This is a genomic window from Streptomyces sp. NPDC002870 (assembly GCF_042888505.1).
GTDB lineage: Bacteria > Actinomycetota > Actinomycetes > Streptomycetales > Streptomycetaceae > Streptomyces.
The window spans coordinates 26,882-44,046 of record NZ_JBIAPW010000019.1 but is presented as its reverse complement, the minus strand read 5'-3'; the positions used below and the strand labels follow the sequence as shown (position 1 = coordinate 44,046).

Genomic DNA, 17,165 nt, shown 5'->3' with positions numbered 1-17,165 from the left:
ACAGCCCCTCCCCTCACTCCCCTCGCAGTCGTTCAAGGAGTACAGCTCAGTGATCGCCAGCGTCCGCGCTACAGCTCCCCCGACGGCCCCCCGCGCCGCCGCTGCCGCGCACGCACGGAGGTGCCACACAGATGACGGACAGAAGACTCTGGTCCTACAAGGACATCGCCGCGCACATCCAGGTGCAGCCGGACACGGTCCGCTCCTATCGCAAGCACGGCCTTCTCCCGCCTCCCGACCATGTGGAGGCCGGAAAGCCCTACTGGTACGCGGACACGATCCGCGTCTGGGTGGCCAATCGCCCCGGGAACAGGAGCCGTAGGGAGTGAGGCACCGCGCGAGGCGGGCCCCGGAGTGGGCCGTCCCCCCGCGGCGTCAGGCCCTGACGCTGTCCCGTGCCCCGTCCGGGTCCGGCTGCGGGTCCGGCTTCGGGTCCGATTGCGCGTCCGGGTCCGATTCCGAGTCCGGCCGCGGTGGCACGGGCTGGGATATCTCCCCCTCGCTCAGCCCGAATCGCTGATGGAACCGGCGCAGCGGCCCGGGAGCCCACCAGGTCGAGGCGCCCATCAGCTTCATCACCGAGGGGACGAGCAGGCTGCGGACCACCATGGCGTCCATCAGCACGGCCAGCGCGATTCCGAGACCGAGCATCTTGGTATTGGTGACCCGCGAGGTGCCGATGCCCACCATCACGACCGCGAGGATCACGGCCGCCGCTGTGATCAGCCCGCCGGTGCGCTGGAGGCCGAATCGCACCGCCTGCTCATGGTCGTGGGTGCGGTCGTACTCCTCCTTGATGCGGGAGAGCAGGAAGACGCCGTAATCCATGGAGAGCCCGAAGGCGATGCAGAACATCAGCACGGGCAGCGTCGTCTCGATGTCACCGGTTGAGGTGAAGGCGAGCAGCCCGGAGAGGTTGCCGTCCTGGAAGACCCAGACGACCGCGCCGAACATCGCCGTCAGACTGAGGGCGTTGAGCACGACCGCCTGGATCGGGATCAGCACACTCCCGGTGAGCAGGAAGACCAGCAGCAGGGTCACCACGACGATGATGACGAGCGCCAGGGGCAGCCGGTCGGCGATGGCGGCCTTGGAGTCCTCCAGCACCGCCGCCCTGCCCGTCACCGAGGTCTCGAACGGGGCCGGTACGTCGCGCAGTTCATGGACGAGCCGCTGCGCCTCCTCCCCCACCGCCTCCCCCTTGGGCTGCACCGTGAAGTAGGCGGTCCCGCCCGAGGTAACGGGGCCGTCGACCCGCAGCACTCCCGGAAGGGCGGCGATGCGGTCGCGGTATTCGGCGTAGGCGGCGGGCGTCGTCGCGGCTTCGCCGGAGTCCGCGTCCTGGGCGACCACCGCGAGGCCGCCGGCCGGGCTGCCGGGGAAGCCGTCCCGTATCTGCTGCTGGACCACATGGGACTCGGCGGTCGAAGGCAGCTGGCGATCATCGGGGGTGCCGAACTTGACGCCCAGGAAGGGCAGTCCGAGCAGCACCAGACCGGCGACGGTGGCGAAGGCGAAGAGCGGAGCCCGGCGCATCACCAGGGCCGCAACCCTGGCCCACCCGCCTCCGGCCGCCTCCGTGTCAGCGCCCGCCTCCTCGGACGATGCGCCGCCCTTGCCCCGGCCACGCCGGAAGAGACGGCGCAGATCCAGTGCGTTGACCCGGTGGCCCAGGAGGATCAGCGCGGCCGGCAGCAGGATCAGCGCGGCAGCCGCGGCAAGCAGCACCACCGCGATCCCGGCGTAGGCGAAGGAGCGCAGGAAGTACTGCGGGAAGACCAGCATCGCCGCCAGCGACACGGCCACGGTCATCGCGGAGAAGAGCACCGTGCGGCCCGCGGTGCGCAGGGTGATTCCCACCGCCTCCCGCACCTCGGCCCCCGCCGCCAGCTCCTCACGGAATCTGCGCACGATGAACAGGGCATAGTCGATGGCGAGTCCGAGACCCAGAGCCGTGGTGAGGTTCTGCGCGAAGACCGAGACATCGGCGAACTCGGTGATGCCGCGCAGCACGGCATTCGTCCCCAGGATGGCGACAATGCCGACGCCCAGCGGGAGCAGCGCCGCGATCGCGCTGCCGAAGACCATCACCAGCAGCACCAGTGTGACCGGCAGGGCGATCAGCTCGGCCCGCAGCAGGTCCTCCTGGATGATCGTCGTCATCTCGTGCTGCACGGCGACGGGGCCGCCGATCGAGACCTCCACCGGACCGTGCGCACCCCGGAAGTCGGGCGCAATCCGCTCCAGCACCTCGGCCCTGGCCTTCTCGTCGCCCTCGATCCGGGCAGCTATGAGCGCCTGCCGGCCGTCCTCGGCGCGCAGCGCGGGTGAGCCGGTCTGCCAGTACGAACCGACACCCGTGACGTCCTTCTCGGCGGCGAGCCGCTCCGCCAGCCGCCGCCCCTCGGCCGCGACAGCCGGGGCGTCCACGCTCGCCCGCCCGCTGTCCACGAGAAGCAGCACATTCGGCTGCGACGCGGGGAACTCCCGCTCCAGCGCGGCCGTCGCATAGGTCGACTCGGCGGCCGGGTCCTCCCATCCGCCGCTGCCCATGCGCTCGGCGACCCCACTGCCGGCGAACACCGCGAGTGCGGTGAGCACCAGGGCGGCCAGCAGCGAGAGCCGCGGCCGCGCGGTGACGAAGCGGGTCCATCCCCCGATGGGCGACGGACTGTTGACTTCGGACATGGTGCGGTGTCCCCTTCACCGTGGCCCATGCGCAGGCTTCCCGGCAGGCAGCATGAGTCGACAATTGCCATAGACTGGCAAACACGAGCCAGCGCTCGCATTAATCAAGAATGCGAGCGGTCACTCGCGTTTGTCAACCGCACCAGGAAAGCTGGGGATTTCACGTGCCGCAGCCCACGACGCCGAGGCCCGCCGCGACCGCCAAGACCACCAAGGCCGCTGCGGCAGTTGAGACCACTCAGGCCGCTGAGGCCGCTGAGACCACTCAGGCCGCCGCGACCGCCGCAGCCAAGGGGGCCTTCGGGCCGGCCTCGACCGCAGGGCCCGGCAGGACCTCCGGGGCCGGCGGAGCCTCCGGCACCACCGAAGCCCCGGAGACCGCCAAGCCGCGCCGCCGTCAGGCCCGCGGCGAGCGCCGCATCGCCCAGCTCCTCGAAGCCGCCGCGAACGTCTTCTGCAGCAGCGGCTACACCGCCGCCAGCACCAACGCCATCGCCCGCGAGGCCGGCGTCTCCCCCGGCACGCTCTACCAGTTCTTCCCGAACAAGGAGGCCATCGCCGTCGAGCTCGGCGGACGACTCCTCGACCGGTGGCGCGAGTCCCACGGCGCGGCCCTGAGCGCCGCCAGCCTCGACCTCCCGCTCGACGAGCTGCTGGACGCGGTCCTCGATCCCCTCTTCGAGTTCAACCACGAGAACCCCGCCTTCGCCGTCCTGATGCACGGCCCCGACATCCCCGGCCAGATCACCCAGGAGTTCAACGCCCTGCACGACGGGCTGCTCACCCGGATCGAGGAGCTCTTGGCGGGCTTCCTCCCCGACACCCCGCCCGCCGAGCTCTCCCGCACCGCCGCCACGATGTTCGCCGTCTTCAAGGCCGGTCTCGATCTCGTCCTCACCCACGAGGGCGAGGAGCGGCAGGCGTACATCACGGAGATCAAGAAGGTCATGTTCGGGTACCTGGACCCGGTCCTCGGCGAAGCCGTGCACTGCACGGCGGAGCGGCGAAACGCGGCGCCGAGTTCACACTAATACCCCCTAGGGGTATAGTCTGATGTCTGGTGAACGTCGGGGAGCCACGGCATTCCCCCGGCCCTCCGGCACACCATGACCTCGTACGTGTACTCAATACGTGTACCCAGTACGTGTTGCACCCTCGAAGAGGAGAACGCCATGACCGCCGAGACGAAGACCGAGACCGCCCAGGCGACCGGCTCCTGCTGCGCGCCCACCGGCTCCTGTCACGACGGCGCGGCCGACGTCCGGATCGGCGGCGTCACCACGGTCTACCAAGTCACCGGCATGACCTGTGGTCACTGCGAGGGCGCGGTCGTCGGCGAGCTCTCCGAGCTGCCGGGCGTCACTTCGGTGAAGGCGGTCGCCGCAAGCGGCCAGGTGACGGTGGTCTCCGACGCCCCGCTCGACGAGACGGCCGTGCGCGAGGCCGTGGACGAGGCCGGATACGAACTCGTCGGCCAGGCTTGAGACCGGGCACCCCCGCGCCGCTTCTGCAAAGCCCTCCCGCCGGGCCGTGCCCGACCAGTCCGATGCTGGTCGTGTACGGCCCGGCGCCCGTCGTGGAGATGGAGTCCTGAACGTGGAAACTTCCCAGGTCGAGCTCAGCATTGGCGGGATGACCTGTGCCTCCTGCGCCGCCCGCGTCGAGAAGAAGCTCAACCGCATGGACGGCGTCAGCGCAACGGTCAATTACGCGACCGAGAAGGCGAAAATCTCCTACCCCCACGGGCTCGAGGTCACCGACCTCATCGCCACCGTCGTCAAAACCGGCTACACGGCCCAGCAGCCCCCGCCCCCGCTGCCGGAGCCGGAGCCGGACCCCGCCCCCGGCGCGACTCCCGCCGCGACCTCCGACGCGGCACCCGCCGCACACGTCGCCCCGGAGTCCACCGCCCTCCGTCAGCGCCTCACCGTCTCAGCCCTGCTCGCGATACCCGTCGTCCTCATGGCGATGATCCCCGCCCTCCAGTTCGACAACTGGCAGTGGCTCTCCCTCACCCTCGCCGCCCCCGTCGTCGTCTGGGGCGCACTTCCCTTCCACCGGGCCGCCTGGACCAGCCTCCGGCACGGCGCGGCCACCATGGACACCCTCATCTCCCTCGGCACGCTCGCCGCCTTCGGCTGGTCGCTCTGGGCGCTGTTCCTCGGCCACGCGGGCATGCCCGGCATGCGGCACGGCTTCGACCTCACCGTCTCGCGCACCGACGCCTCCTCGACGATCTATCTCGAAGTGGCCGCGGGCGTCACCACCTTCCTCCTCCTCGGCCGCTATCTGGAGGCCCGCTCCAAGCGGAAGGCGGGCGCGGCCCTGCGCGCCCTGATGGAGCTGGGCGCCAAGGACGTCGCCGTGCTGCGCGACGGTACGGAGGTACGGATTCCGGTCGGCCGGCTGGCGGTCGGCGACCGCTTCGTCGTACGCCCCGGAGAGAAGATCGCCACCGACGGCACGGTCGTCGAGGGCGCCTCCGCCGTCGACGCCTCGATGCTGACCGGCGAGTCGGTGCCGCTGGATGTGGCCACGGGCGACCCGGTCACCGGCGGCTGCGTCAACACCGCCGGCCGTCTCGTCGTCGAGGCCACCCGGGTCGGCGCGGACACCCAGCTCGCCCGGATCGCCCGGCTGGTCGAGGACGCCCAGAACGGCAAGGCCGACGTACAGCGCCTCGCCGACCGGATCTCGGCCGTCTTCGTACCCGTCGTCCTGGTGATCGCCCTCGGCACCCTGGCCGGCTGGCTGCTGGCCACCTCGGACGCGACCGCGGCCTTCACCGCCGCCGTCGCCGTACTGATCATCGCCTGCCCCTGCGCGCTCGGCCTGGCGACGCCCACCGCCCTCATGGTCGGCACCGGTCGCGGCGCCCAGCTCGGCATCCTCATCAAGGGCCCCGAGGTACTGGAGTCCACCCGCCGGGTCGACACCGTCGTCCTGGACAAGACGGGGACCGTCACCACGGGCCGGATGAGCCTTCAGGGCGTGTACGTCTCCGAAACCGCCGACGAGGATGAACTGCTGCGCTTCGCGGGCGCATTGGAGCACGCTTCGGAGCATCCCATCGCCCGCGCTGTCGCAGCTGGAGCCGAGGAACGCGTCGGCGCCCTGCCCGTGCCGACGGCGTTCGAGAACGTCCCGGGTCTGGGCGTACGAGGCGTCATCGACGGACACCAGGTACTGGTCGGGCGCGCGCAGCTGCTCGAGAACGCCGGGGTGGAACTGTCCCCCGAACTGAAGGCCGCGTCGGAGGAGGGACGTACGGCCGTCTTCGCCGCCCGGGACGGGAAGGCGCTCGGGGTGCTCACCGTCGCCGACGCGGTCAAGGACACCAGCGCCGAGGCGGTGACGCGGCTGCGCGGCCTCGGTCTCACCCCGGTGCTGCTGACCGGCGACAGCAAGGCGGTCGCCAATGCGGTCGCCGCCGAGGTCGGCATCGAGGAGGTGTACGCCGAGGTCATGCCCGAGGAGAAGGTGGAGGTGGTCAGGCGCCTGAAGGCGCAGGGCCGCAGCGTCGCCATGGTGGGCGACGGGGTCAATGACGCGGCCGCGCTGGCCGAGGCCGACCTGGGGCTGGCGATGGGCACAGGCACCGACGCGGCGATAGAGGCCGGTGACCTGACGCTCGTACGGGGGGATCTGAGGGCCGCGGCCGACGCGATCCGTCTCGCCCGTCGGACACTGACGTCAATCAAGGGCAATATTTTCTGGGCTTTCGGCTACAACGTCGCCGCACTGCCCCTCGCGGCATCAGGCCTGCTCAACCCCATGATCGCCGGTTTCGCCATGGCCTTTTCGTCCGTATTTGTGGTAGCCAACAGTCTGCGGCTGCGCTCCTTCAGGTGACTACAAGTGGGGCACAAGACCTTCACAAAGAGACCTAGATCACAGATATTTAGGGGTAACCATTGAGGCTCCTCGCGAGTCTAGATTGGCGATGCCGAGAACGTCTTGGGGGACGTTCATGGGATGTCTTGGGGGACGTCCCAGGCAAGCGTTGGCCGGGGCACGTGCCCGGGGAGCTTTGAGCGGCCCTCCCGTGCGTACGTACCCCGGCAGACCGCGTGAGGAGCTTCTGCAGCCCGCAGACGCCCGGCCGGATCCCGTGGGGGGAATCCGCTCCGGGGATATGGGAAGCGCCCCGCCCGCCGACCCGTGGGGGGATCGGCAGCGGGGCGCTTTCCGTTGCCTGCGCCTGCGACGGGACCGGCCACGAGGCGCGGATGCGCACCACGCGCCGGAGCCCTGTTGTCAGCGGGCCTCTACGTGTCAGCGGGCCTCGACGGGGACGAAGTCGCGCAGGACCTCGCCGGTGTAGATCTGGCGCGGACGGCCAATGCGGGAACCCGGCTCCTTGATCATCTCGTGCCACTGGGCGATCCAGCCGGGCAGCCGGCCGAGCGCGAAGAGCACGGTGAACATCTCGGTCGGGAAGCCCATGGCCCGGTAGATCAGGCCCGTGTAGAAGTCCACGTTCGGGTAGAGGTTGCGCGAGACGAAGTAGTCGTCGGAGAGCGCGTGCTCCTCCAGCTTGAGCGCGATGTCGAGCAGCTCGTCGGACTTGCCGAGCGCCGAGAGGACATCGTGCGCCGCGGCCTTGATGATCTTCGCGCGCGGGTCGAAGCTCTTGTAGACGCGGTGACCGAAGCCCATCAGACGGACGCCGTCCTCCTTGTTCTTCACCTTGCGGATGAAGGAGTCGACATCGCCGCCGTTGGCCTGAATGCCCTCGAGCATCTCCAGGACCGACTGGTTGGCCCCACCGTGCAGCGGGCCCCACAGGGCGCTGATGCCGGCGGAGATCGAGGCGAACATGTTCGCCTGCGAGGAGCCGACCAGTCGCACGGTGGAGGTCGAGCAGTTCTGCTCGTGGTCCGCGTGGAGGATCAGCAGCTTCTCGAGCGCCGCGACCACGACCGGGTCCAGGTCGTACTCCTGGGCGGGGACCGAGAAGGTCATCCGCAGGAAGTTCTCCACGTACCCGAGGTCGTTGCGCGGGTAGACGAAGGGGTGGCCGATCGACTTCTTGTACGCATACGCCGCGATCGTCGGCAGCTTGGCGAGCAGCCGGACCGTGGAGAGGTGGCGCTGCTTCTCGTCGAACGGGTTATGGCTGTCCTGGTAGAACGTCGACAGTGCGCTGACCACGGAGGACAGCATCGCCATCGGATGCGCGTCCCGCGGGAATCCGCCGTAGAACCGCTTGACGTCCTCGTGCAGCAGCGTGTGCTGGGTGATCTCACCCCGGAAGCTGGAAAGCTCGTCGACCGTCGGAAGCTCGCCGTTGATCAGCAGATACGCCACCTCGAGGAAGGTGGAGCGCTCGGCCAGCTGCTCAATGGGGTAACCGCGGTAACGCAGGATGCCCCGCTCGCCGTCGAGGTAGGTAATCGAGGATTTATAGGCGGCGGTATTGCCGTATCCACTGTCCAGGGTCACCAGACCGGTCTGGGCTCGGAGCTTCCCGATGTCGAAGCCCTTGTCACCGACGGTGCTGTCGACCACCGGGTAGGTGTATTCACCGTCCGCGTACCGCAGTACTACAGAGTTGTCGCTCACGTCATCCCTCACCGACGTAGTGCCTCTTCTTCGAGATGCCCTGACTGTCTCTACCATCCCCCATTTGGCAGAGGAGGGTGCACTCGGGGTCGACCATTGGGCCTATGGGCGGCACTCAGTGCCGCCAACCTGATCATCTTGCCCTCTTCGCCCAGGTTCCGGAAGCCGGGGTGGCGTTTCCCACCCCCGGGGGCCGGAGGGCTTCCCCCGGGCGGCGGAGCCCGCCGCGTCAGCCGCCGGCCAGCCGGTGGTCCACCGCGGTGAAGCGTCTACCCGCGGAGACAGTGCGCACTGCCTGTCCTATCGCCTTACGGGAGCCGACCAGCACGACGAGCTTCTTGGCCCGGGTCACCGCCGTGTAGAGGAGGTTCCGCTGGAGCATCATCCAGGCCCCGGTGGTGACCGGGATCACCACCGCGGGGTATTCGCTGCCCTGCGAGCGGTGGATGGTGACGGCGTACGCGTGTGCCAGCTCGTCGAGCTCGTCGAAGTCGTACGGAACCTCCTCGTCCTCGTCCGTCAGCACCGTCAGCCGCTGATCGTCCAGCTGGAGCGAAGTGACCACGCCGACCGTGCCGTTGAAGACGCCGTTCTTTCCCTTCTCGTAATTGTTGCGAATCTGGGTGACCTTGTCGCCGACGCGGAAGACCCGGCCGCCGAATCGCTTCTCGGGCAGGTCGGGGCGTGCGGGCGTAATCGCCTGCTGGAGCAGTCCGTTGAGGGCGCCGGCGCCGGCCGGGCCACGGTGCATGGGTGCGAGCACCTGCACATCGCGCCGCGGATCCAGGCCGAACTTGGCGGGGATTCTGCGGGCCGCCACGTCCACGGTGAGCTTTCCCGCGTCCTCCGTCTCCTCCTCCACGAAGAGAAAGAAGTCGGGGAGACCGGAAGTGATGGGCTGAACACCGGAATTGATGCGGTGGGCGTTGGTGACGACGCCGGACTGCTGAGCCTGCCGGAAGATGCGGGTCAGCCGGACATTCGGCACCGGGCCGCCGTCCGCGAGCAGATCGCGCAGCACCTCGCCGGCGCCGACGCTCGGCAGCTGGTCCACGTCCCCCACCAGCAGCAGATGCGCGCCGGGGGCGACCGCTTTGACCAATTTGTTGGCCAGCAGCAGATCGAGCATGGACGCCTCGTCGACCACCACCAGATCCGCCTCCAGCGGTCTGTCCCGGTCGTACGCCGCGTCCCCGCCGGGCCTCAGCTCCAGCAGCCGGTGCACGGTGGACGCCTCCGCGCCGGCGAGCTCGGCGAGCCGCTTGGCCGCGCGCCCGGTGGGGGCAGCGAGCACGACCTTCGCCTTCTTGGCGCGGGCCAGCTCCACGATGGAGCGGACCGTGAACGACTTGCCGCAGCCGGGACCGCCGGTCAGCACGGCGACCTTGCGGGTGAGGGCCAGCTTGACCGCCTGCTCCTGCTCGGGCGCCAACTCCGCGCCCGTACGGTCCGCCAGCCACGCCAGCGCCTTGTCCCACGCGACGTCCTGGAAGGCGGGCATCCGGTCCTGCTCGGCCCGCAGCAGTCTGTTCAGCTGGGCGGCGAGCGAGATCTCGGCGCGGTGGAAGGGCACCAGATAGACGGCGGTCAGGGGGTCTCCTCCGTCCGGGGCCGGGACCTGTTCCCGTACGACGCCCTCCTCCTCGCCCGCGAGTTCGGCGAGGCACTCGATGACAAGGCCGGTGTCGACCTGGAGCAGCTTCACCGCGTCCGCGATCAGCTTCTCCTCCGGCAGGAAGCAGTGCCCCTGGTCGGTGGACTGCGACAGGGCGTACTGCAGGCCCGCCTTGACCCGCTCGGGGCTGTCGTGCGGTATGCCGACCGCCTGGGCGATCTTGTCGGCGGTGAGGAAGCCGATGCCCCAGACGTCGGCGGCCAGGCGGTACGGCTGGTTCTTCACGACCGAGATCGAGGCGTCGCCGTACTTCTTGTAGATGCGCACCGCGATGGACGTCGAGACGCCGACGCCCTGGAGGAAGATCATGACCTCCTTGATGGCCTTCTGCTCCTCCCAGGCGACGCCGATCAACTTCGTCCGCTTCGGGCCGAGTCCGGGGACCTCGATGAGCTTCTTCGGCTGCTGCTCGATGATGTCGAGGGTGTCGGTCCCGAAGTGCTCGACGATGCGCTCGGCGATCCTTGGGCCGATGCCCTTGATCAGACCAGAGCCGAGATAGCGGCGTATGCCCTGGATCGTGGCCGGAAGGACGGTGGTGTAGTTCTCCACCGTGAACTGCTTGCCGTACTGGGCATGGGAGCCCCAGCGGCCCTCCATACGCAGGGACTCGCCCGGCTGCGCGCCGAGCAGCGAGCCGACCACCGTGAGGAGATCGGCTGCGCCGCGGCCGGTGTCGACGCGGGCGACGGTGTAGCCGGTCTCCTCGTTGGCGTATGTGATCCGCTCGAGGACCCCTTCGACCACTGCGAGATTGGACATGATCCGACGCTACCGCCGGGGTCCGACAGTGCGGGTGGCCTGTGGACAACTCTGCGTCGGTCGGCCGAGCGTCGGGCAGCTGAGCATCGGGGTGTGCGAGGGACTCTGCGCCGGGGCGGCTGAGCGTCGGGGTGTGCGTGGGACTCTGCGTCGGGCAGCTGAGCATCGGGGCTCCGCGCCGCGCGCGCCCGCGGCGTGGCCCTGAACGGTCGAGGGGGCCCGGTCCGACGACCGGGCCCCTCCTGTTCCCCTCCGTCAAGGGCTCCCTGATCCCCCCAGATCCCTCCCCGGGAGCCTTGATGACAGGTACGACCCCCGTCACGCGGAAAGGGTTGCACGACAGCGGGCAGTTATTTGTCCGGAATCTCGGAATGCCGACGAAACGGGGCACAGCGTTCTACCCATGAGCGATGTTTCGTTTCAGAAGGATGTCCTGCCCGAGCTCGGCGACGACAAGCTCCAAGAGATCGCCGGGCTGCTCGGAACGGACGCGGCCGGCGCGCAGAGGGTCGTGGAGTCGACGGTCTCGGCCATGTCGGGCGGCGGAATCCCGGCGGCGACGGTGACGCGGGCGTGACCGCATCGGCGGTCGTTTTCTCGCCGGAGGGCTGGTCGGCGTTCGTCACCGCGATCAGGAGCGGTGAACTGTCCGTCTGAGCGCTCGGGGACGGCGGCGCCTGCTCAGCGGGCCCCATGTTCTTCGTTGCTCTTGAGAACGCGCGCATGACAGCATTCGGCGCGTGACTGACAACGGGGATGACATACCGAAGCCTCATCGGGCTTCAAAACTCGCCGAGTTGGCCGAGGCATCGACGCCGGAAGGACCACCCGCACCGCCGACGGCCGCGCCGACTCCTGCACCGGTCGACGAGCTTGAGCTTACTCGAAAGCAGTTTGCCCGGCTGCTCGGTGAATTTCGACGCACCGCCGTGCTCGTGCCGTTCGACGCGCACGGGAGCCTGTGGACGGCCGACCAGAACGGGGTGCGCTGGATCTGCGCGTTCTCCGACGAAGGGGCGCTGGCTCACTTTGCGCAGGCGCAGGGTGATGCGCAGCGGGAGTGGACGTACCGGACGATTCTGGGTGCACGGCTGCTGGATGTGATGGTGCCGATGCTTCCGGTGCCGGCGGGGGTTGCGTTGGATGCGGGCAGCGAGGACGGCATGTTGTTCCCGCCGGTCGAGGGCATCGTGCCCGACGCGGCGGTGGTGGATCTCGGGGGGACGCAGTGAGCGGAAACGACCCTGACCTCGCGGCGCCGGCGTGGGCGCTTGTCAAGATCGCGAGGGGCATCAATAAGGCGCATGCGGAATTGAAGGACCTCGGCATGATCGGGGAGGCGTCGGTCGGGCGGGGGTTCTCGGATCTGGCGCTGACCGGGCTGCAGTTGGGGCACAGCGCGCTGGCGAAGGAGTTTGACACGTTCTGCGAACGGTGGGAGTGGGGCGTGCGGGCCCTGACACTGCGCGGGAACAGCTTTGCACAGGGTGTGGGTCTGTCGGCGGGTTCGTATGCGGAGCAGGAGCAGTACGTCAAGGACTCGTTCAAGATCGGGGTGAACTCGCTCAACGGGAATCCGCACCTGTCCGAGGACGAGGTCAAGGAGATGAGCTGGGACACGGTCCGGGACCAGCACGCCTGGGACAACGCGGACTGGAGCCGTGAGTCGTTCTCCGAAGCCCACGCCGAGGTCAAGCAGACCTGGAAGAACACCGGTTATGACGTGATGGACGCGCAGCTGGACTCGATGGAGCGCTCGGGTCTGATCGACCCGGCCGTCCGCGACCGGATGGACGAGCAGCTCAAGGAAGACCTCGACCCGGACCAGGCGACGATCGATCAGGCCGAGCAGCCGCGTTGGGGGGAGAGTCGCTGATGGTGGACTGGGGCGGACTGGCCGACAAGGCCATCGACGGTGTCGACAAGGGCATCGACAAGGGCAAGGAACTCGTCGGCCAGGGCATCGACAAGGCCACCGACAAGATCGGTGATGGTCTGGAGCACTACGGCTACGACAAGGCCGCCGACATCGTCACTGACTGGGGCGACGAAACCGCGTCCTCGCTGGGCGCGGAGGTCGGTGAGCAGCAACTCGGGCGGACCGAGGAAGCGAACGAGCTGATCCACGGCAAGCCCGACGAGATCGCTGCCGCAGGGAAGAACCTGCGGGACTTCCAGAAAGCGTTCGATCTCGTCGGCGCCGGCATGAAGGAGCTCGACTCCAACCACTGGAAGGGCGAGGCCGCCACCACCTTCCGGGAGAAGTTCCAGACCCTGCCCACGGACTGGCTGCACGCAGCGGACGCGTTCGAGGACGCGGCCAAGGCCCTGGAAAGCTACTCCAAGGCGATCACTAGCGCGCAGGGCAAGGCCCGCGAGGCGATCGCCCTCTACAAGGAGGGTGACAAGGACACCGAGACAGCCAAGGCCGAGTACAAGAAGAAGGCCGACGCATACGACGCCGCCCGCAACAGCGAAACCCCGCTGCCGCATCCCGGCACGCCCACCGATCCGGGCAAGGCCAAACGGCAGCGTGCGCGGGAGATCCTGAACGACGCCCGCAAGGCCCGCAACGAGGCCGCCGACATCGCCAAGGGCGCGGTCACCGCCGCAATGGCGCACGCGCCGAAGGAACCCACCGGCCGGGAGAAACTCAAACTCGAGTTTCTCGACCACCAGATGGCTCAGGGCGTGGAAGTCATGCACCTGGCCGGAGGCGTCGTCAAGGGCGCCGCGGGCCTGGTCAACTTCGTCCGCTCGGTCAACCCGATCGACGTCTACAACCTGACCCACCCCGCCGAGTACTACAAGGGCGTCAACATGACGCTCGCCGGCCTCGCCACCACCGTCGCCAACCCCGACCGCGCCCTGAAGAACGCCTGGGAGGCCGCCAAGGGCGACCCCACCGAATTCGTAGGCCGCCTCCTCCCAGAGATCCTCGGCACCAAAGGGGCAGGCGTGCTGCGCGGCGGCCTGCGCGCGGGCATGCGCAACGGCGCCAAGCACCTTCCCGACGGCAACAAGCCGGACAGCAACCGCGGGGACCACGAGGGCAACCCGGACAGCAACGGCCGGCGATGCAGCGAGACGGTCTGCAGGAAGGACCCGATCGACATTGCCACCGGCCGGATGCTGCTGCCGCAGACCGACATCACTCTGCCAGGCTCCCTGCCCTTGCTGTTCCGGCGCACGTTCGACTCCTCGCGCCGATCCGGCCGCTGGTTCGGCTCCGCCTGGTCGTCGACAGTTGATCAGCGCCTCGAGATCGACTCCGAGGGCGTGGTGTTCAGCTGCGACGAAGGCAGCCTGCTCGCCTACCCCCACCCCGCGCCCGGCGTCCCGGTCATGCCCACCCACGGCCGGCAATGGCCACTGGACCGAGTGGACGACGGCTACACCGTCACCGATCCCGGCACGGGCAAGGTCTGGCACTTCACAGATCACAGTGACGAACTCGCGCTCCTGGTCCAGATCGACGACCGCAACGGCCGCTGGATCTCCTTCGAGTACGACGAGACCGGCGCCCCGACCTCGCTCGTCCACCACGGCGGCTACCACCTGAAACTCACCGCAGTCGACGGCCGGATCACCGCCCTCCACCTTGCAGGAGCCGCCCCGGACGGCACCGACCAAGAGATCCTGCGCTACAGCTACGAGGACGGCCACCTCACCGCAGTCACCAACTCCTCCGGCCGCCCTCTGCGCTTGGGCTACGACGACCGCGGCCGCATCACGTCCTGGACGGACACCAACGGCAGCCGCTTCGACTACGTCTACGACGACCTCGACCGCTGCACGTACCAGTCAGGCACGCACGGCCACCTTGAAACCCGCTTCACCTGGGACGACACCGACCCCGAAACCGGCCTTCGGGTGACCACCCTCACGGACGGCTTGGGCAACACCGAGCGGTATCTCATCGACGATCGTTCCCGGGTCGTCGCCGAAGTCGACTCTCTCGGCGCGGTCAGCCGCTTCGAGTACGACCGGCACGACCGCCTGCTGTCCCGCAGAGACCCTCTTGGCCATGTCAGCCGCAACACCTACGACGAACACGGCCGACTGATCACGGTTGAAAGACCGGACGGACGCCAATCGCGTGCCGAGTACAACGCACTAGGACTCCCGATCCGCATCATCGGTACGGACGGCAACGTCACACGCCAGACCTTCGACGAACGCGGAAACCGCACGTCCGTCTCTGGTTTGTCGGGGGCGCCGACCTCCTTCTGTTACGACGCAGCAGGCAACCTCACAGCGATTACGGACGCTCTCGGCCAGAGCACGATCTTGCAGTGCGACAAGGCAGGGCTCCCCGTCACTGTCACCGACCCATTGGGTGCAACCACGCGATACGAACGCGATGCCTTCGGTCGCCCCATCGCGGTCACCGACCCACTCGGAACGGTCACCAGCCTGAAATGGACCACTGAGGGCAAACTCTCGCGACGTACGGAAGCTGACGGTACCGCCCAGTCGTGGGGCTACGACGGCGAGGACAACTGCGTCAGCCACACAGACGCGATGGGCGGGGTCTCGACCTACGAGCACACAGACTTCGACCTCTTGGCTGCGCGAACCGGGCCGGATGGCGTGCGCTACGAGTTCAGCCACGATACGAACCTCCGGCTGACCCAGGTCACCAACCCGCAGGGCCTGACGTGGAACTACGAGTACGACCCGGTCGGCCGGCTCATATCCGAGACAGACTTCGATGGCCGGATACTCGCCTACGCCTACGACGCTGCCGGTCGGCTCACCACCCGGACGACCGGACTCGGCCAGAGCATCCGGTACGAATACAACGAGCTCGGCCAGGTCATCCGCAAGGATGCCGCAGGCGCGGTCACCACTTTCGAATACGACATCTTTGACGAACTGGCCGTGGCCACTGCCCCCGACGCCACAATCGACCGAGTGCACGACCGCTTCGGGCGTCTCAAGTCCGAAACAGTGAACGGCCGCAGACTCACCTTCGACCACGACGCGCAAGGGCGTCGAACCGGCAGGACGACTCCCAGTGGGGCGGTCAGCACCTGGGCATACGACGCATCAGGGAGGCGAACAGAGCTCACCACGTCAGGCCGCACCCTCACCTTCGAGCATGACGCCGCCGGGCATGAACTTGCCCGCCACATCGGCCAGACCATCACGCTCAAGCACCAGTTCGACGCGAGGGGCCGCCTTACCGATCAGCGGATCAGCGGCCAGGGCCAAGACCTTCAGCACCGCGCGTACACCTATCGCGCGGACGGCAACCTCGTCGCCATCGACGACCAGCTCTCAGGCACTCGGAGCTTCGAACTCGATGAAGCAGGGCGCGTCACCGCGGTCCACGCGGCAAACTGGACCGAGCGCTACGCCTACGATGCGGCAGGCAACCAGACCGAGGCTTCCTGGCCCCACACCCACCCGGTCCAGGAAGCCACCGGTACCCGTTCCTATGTCGGCACACGCATCACCCGCGCCGGAAACGTGCGCTACGAGCACGACGCACAAGGACGGGTCGTCCTGCGCCAGAAGACTCGGCTGTCGCGCAAGCCGGACACCTGGCGCTACCGATGGGACGCGGAAGACCGGCTCGTCTCGGTCACAACGCCGGACGGTTCGGTATGGCGCTACCTGTACGACGCACTGGGGCGGCGCATTGCCAAGCAACGCCTCACCGACGACGGCCGAAGCGTCCTGGAACAGGTCTCCTTCACCTGGGACTCCACCATCCTTTGCGAGCAGACGACCGAGTCGAAGGGCCTGCCTCATCCGGTGACGCTCACCTGGGACCACAGCGGCCTCCGACCGCTGGCCCAGACGGAACGCATTCTCGCAGCGGACGCCCCACAGGAAACGATCGATGAGCGCTTCTTCGCGATAGTCACCGATCTGGTCGGCACACCGAGCGAACTCATCGACGAGTCGGGCACCCTCGCGTGGCGCGCACGCGGCACGCTATGGGGGACAACAACCTGGGCGACGTCGAGCACGACCTACACTCCACTTCGATTCCCCGGCCAGTACTTCGATCCAGAAACCGGCCTCCACTACAACTTCCATCGCCACTATGACCCGGAGGCATGTCGCTATCTGAGCGTGGACCCGCTCGGCTTGGGTCCGGCGCCCAATCCCGCTGCCTATGTGCACAACCCGCTGACCTGGGCCGACCCGCTGGGCCTTTCCCCCTGTCCGGAGGTTGACGAGATATCCCAGAACATCGCGGATCACTCTCGTAAGCGCTTCAACGACCCGGGCGGCTTCGAGCACTACGTGAAGGACGTCGACCCAAAGGCGTTGGAATACTACGTCGACGGCGTCATCAACGGGGACGTACCCACCGTCCTGGAACCCAAATTCTTGGCCAGGGGTCGAGTGGCCTATTGGGATACGGACAAGAATTCCGTAATCATCGAAGAGGGCGACAAGGGCACCGTCTTCACCCCGAAGGAGGGGAAGACGTACTTCGATGAGTTGGAGTAACAGG

The 17,165-nt window shown here is 68.1% G+C and carries 11 protein-coding genes; 8 read left to right on the top strand and 3 right to left on the bottom strand.

Annotation, left to right across the window (positions count from 1 at the left end; translation table 11 throughout):
• Positions 1 to 131: 131 nt before the first annotated feature.
• Positions 132 to 329: a helix-turn-helix transcriptional regulator gene (locus ACFYWY_RS22800; RefSeq protein WP_389189637.1), complete on the top strand. Its 198-nt coding sequence runs from the start codon at positions 132 to 134 to the stop codon at positions 327 to 329.
• A 46-nt stretch (positions 330 to 375) separates the two neighbouring features.
• Here ACFYWY_RS22800 and ACFYWY_RS22795 read toward each other — a convergent pair whose 3' ends face one another.
• Positions 376 to 2,688 carry an MMPL family transporter gene (locus tag ACFYWY_RS22795; RefSeq protein ID WP_389189634.1) on the bottom strand — a complete coding sequence of 771 codons (2,313 nt, stop codon included), beginning with the start codon at positions 2,686 to 2,688 and terminating at the stop codon, positions 376 to 378.
• 164 nt (positions 2,689 to 2,852) lie between these two features.
• Between ACFYWY_RS22795 and ACFYWY_RS22790 the strand changes: the two genes are divergently transcribed.
• From ACFYWY_RS22790 to ACFYWY_RS22780, 3 genes are all read left to right on the top strand, one after another.
• Positions 2,853 to 3,719, top strand: coding sequence for a TetR family transcriptional regulator (locus ACFYWY_RS22790; protein WP_389189631.1), 867 nt, complete (start codon positions 2,853 to 2,855; stop codon positions 3,717 to 3,719).
• Between the two features lie 141 nt (positions 3,720 to 3,860).
• Positions 3,861 to 4,172: a heavy-metal-associated domain-containing protein gene (locus ACFYWY_RS22785; protein WP_389189628.1), complete on the top strand. Its 312-nt coding sequence runs from the start codon at positions 3,861 to 3,863 to the stop codon at positions 4,170 to 4,172.
• A gap of 148 nt (positions 4,173 to 4,320) precedes the next feature.
• Positions 4,321 to 6,540 (top strand): heavy metal translocating P-type ATPase, encoded by a 2,220-nt coding sequence (locus ACFYWY_RS22780; protein WP_389189835.1) that lies wholly within the window; start codon positions 4,321 to 4,323, stop codon positions 6,538 to 6,540.
• 423 nt (positions 6,541 to 6,963) lie between these two features.
• Here the strand turns inward: ACFYWY_RS22780 and ACFYWY_RS22775 are convergent, their stop codons facing one another.
• Complete coding sequence (locus ACFYWY_RS22775) at positions 6,964 to 8,253, bottom strand: citrate synthase (protein WP_389189625.1); 1,290 nt, start codon at positions 8,251 to 8,253, stop codon at positions 6,964 to 6,966.
• 229 nt (positions 8,254 to 8,482) lie between these two features.
• On the bottom strand, positions 8,483 to 10,690 hold the full coding sequence (locus ACFYWY_RS22770; RefSeq protein WP_389189622.1) for an ATP-dependent RecD-like DNA helicase: 2,208 nt from the start codon (positions 10,688 to 10,690) through the stop codon (positions 8,483 to 8,485).
• Positions 10,691 to 11,093: 403 nt separating this feature from the next.
• On the opposite strand from ACFYWY_RS22770, the gene ACFYWY_RS22765 reads away from it, so the two are divergent.
• The 4 genes from ACFYWY_RS22765 (at position 11,094) to ACFYWY_RS22750 (ending at position 17,161) form a co-directional block, all read left to right on the top strand.
• Positions 11,094 to 11,267: a hypothetical protein gene (locus ACFYWY_RS22765; RefSeq protein WP_389189619.1), complete on the top strand. Its 174-nt coding sequence runs from the start codon at positions 11,094 to 11,096 to the stop codon at positions 11,265 to 11,267.
• Positions 11,268 to 11,430: 163 nt separating this feature from the next.
• Complete coding sequence (locus ACFYWY_RS22760; protein ID WP_389189616.1) at positions 11,431 to 11,922, top strand: SseB family protein; 492 nt, start codon at positions 11,431 to 11,433, stop codon at positions 11,920 to 11,922.
• On the top strand, positions 11,919 to 12,566 hold the full coding sequence (locus tag ACFYWY_RS22755; protein ID WP_389189613.1) for a hypothetical protein: 648 nt from the start codon (positions 11,919 to 11,921) through the stop codon (positions 12,564 to 12,566). Before ACFYWY_RS22760 ends, ACFYWY_RS22755 begins: the two co-directional genes overlap by 4 nt.
• Positions 12,566 to 17,161 (top strand): putative T7SS-secreted protein, encoded by a 4,596-nt coding sequence (locus tag ACFYWY_RS22750; RefSeq protein ID WP_389189610.1) that lies wholly within the window; start codon positions 12,566 to 12,568, stop codon positions 17,159 to 17,161. Before ACFYWY_RS22755 ends, ACFYWY_RS22750 begins: the two co-directional genes overlap by 1 nt.
• Positions 17,162 to 17,165: the final 4 nt, after the last annotated feature.

Excerpts from the sequence above, each read along its gene's own strand:
- ACFYWY_RS22765 (WP_389189619.1), top strand. The coding sequence starts at position 11,094 with ATGAGCGATGTTTCGTTTCAGAAGGATGTCCTGCCCGAGCTCGGCGAC.
- ACFYWY_RS22750 (WP_389189610.1), top strand. The coding sequence starts at position 12,566 with ATGGTGGACTGGGGCGGACTGGCCGACAAGGCCATCGACGGTGTCGAC.
- ACFYWY_RS22770 (WP_389189622.1), bottom strand. The coding sequence starts at position 10,690 with ATGTCCAATCTCGCAGTGGTCGAAGGGGTCCTCGAGCGGATCACATAC.
- ACFYWY_RS22780 (WP_389189835.1), top strand. The coding sequence starts at position 4,321 with ATGACCTGTGCCTCCTGCGCCGCCCGCGTCGAGAAGAAGCTCAACCGC.
- ACFYWY_RS22785 (WP_389189628.1), top strand. The coding sequence starts at position 3,861 with ATGACCGCCGAGACGAAGACCGAGACCGCCCAGGCGACCGGCTCCTGC.
- ACFYWY_RS22800 (WP_389189637.1), top strand. The coding sequence starts at position 132 with ATGACGGACAGAAGACTCTGGTCCTACAAGGACATCGCCGCGCACATC.
- ACFYWY_RS22795 (WP_389189634.1), bottom strand. The coding sequence starts at position 2,688 with ATGTCCGAAGTCAACAGTCCGTCGCCCATCGGGGGATGGACCCGCTTC.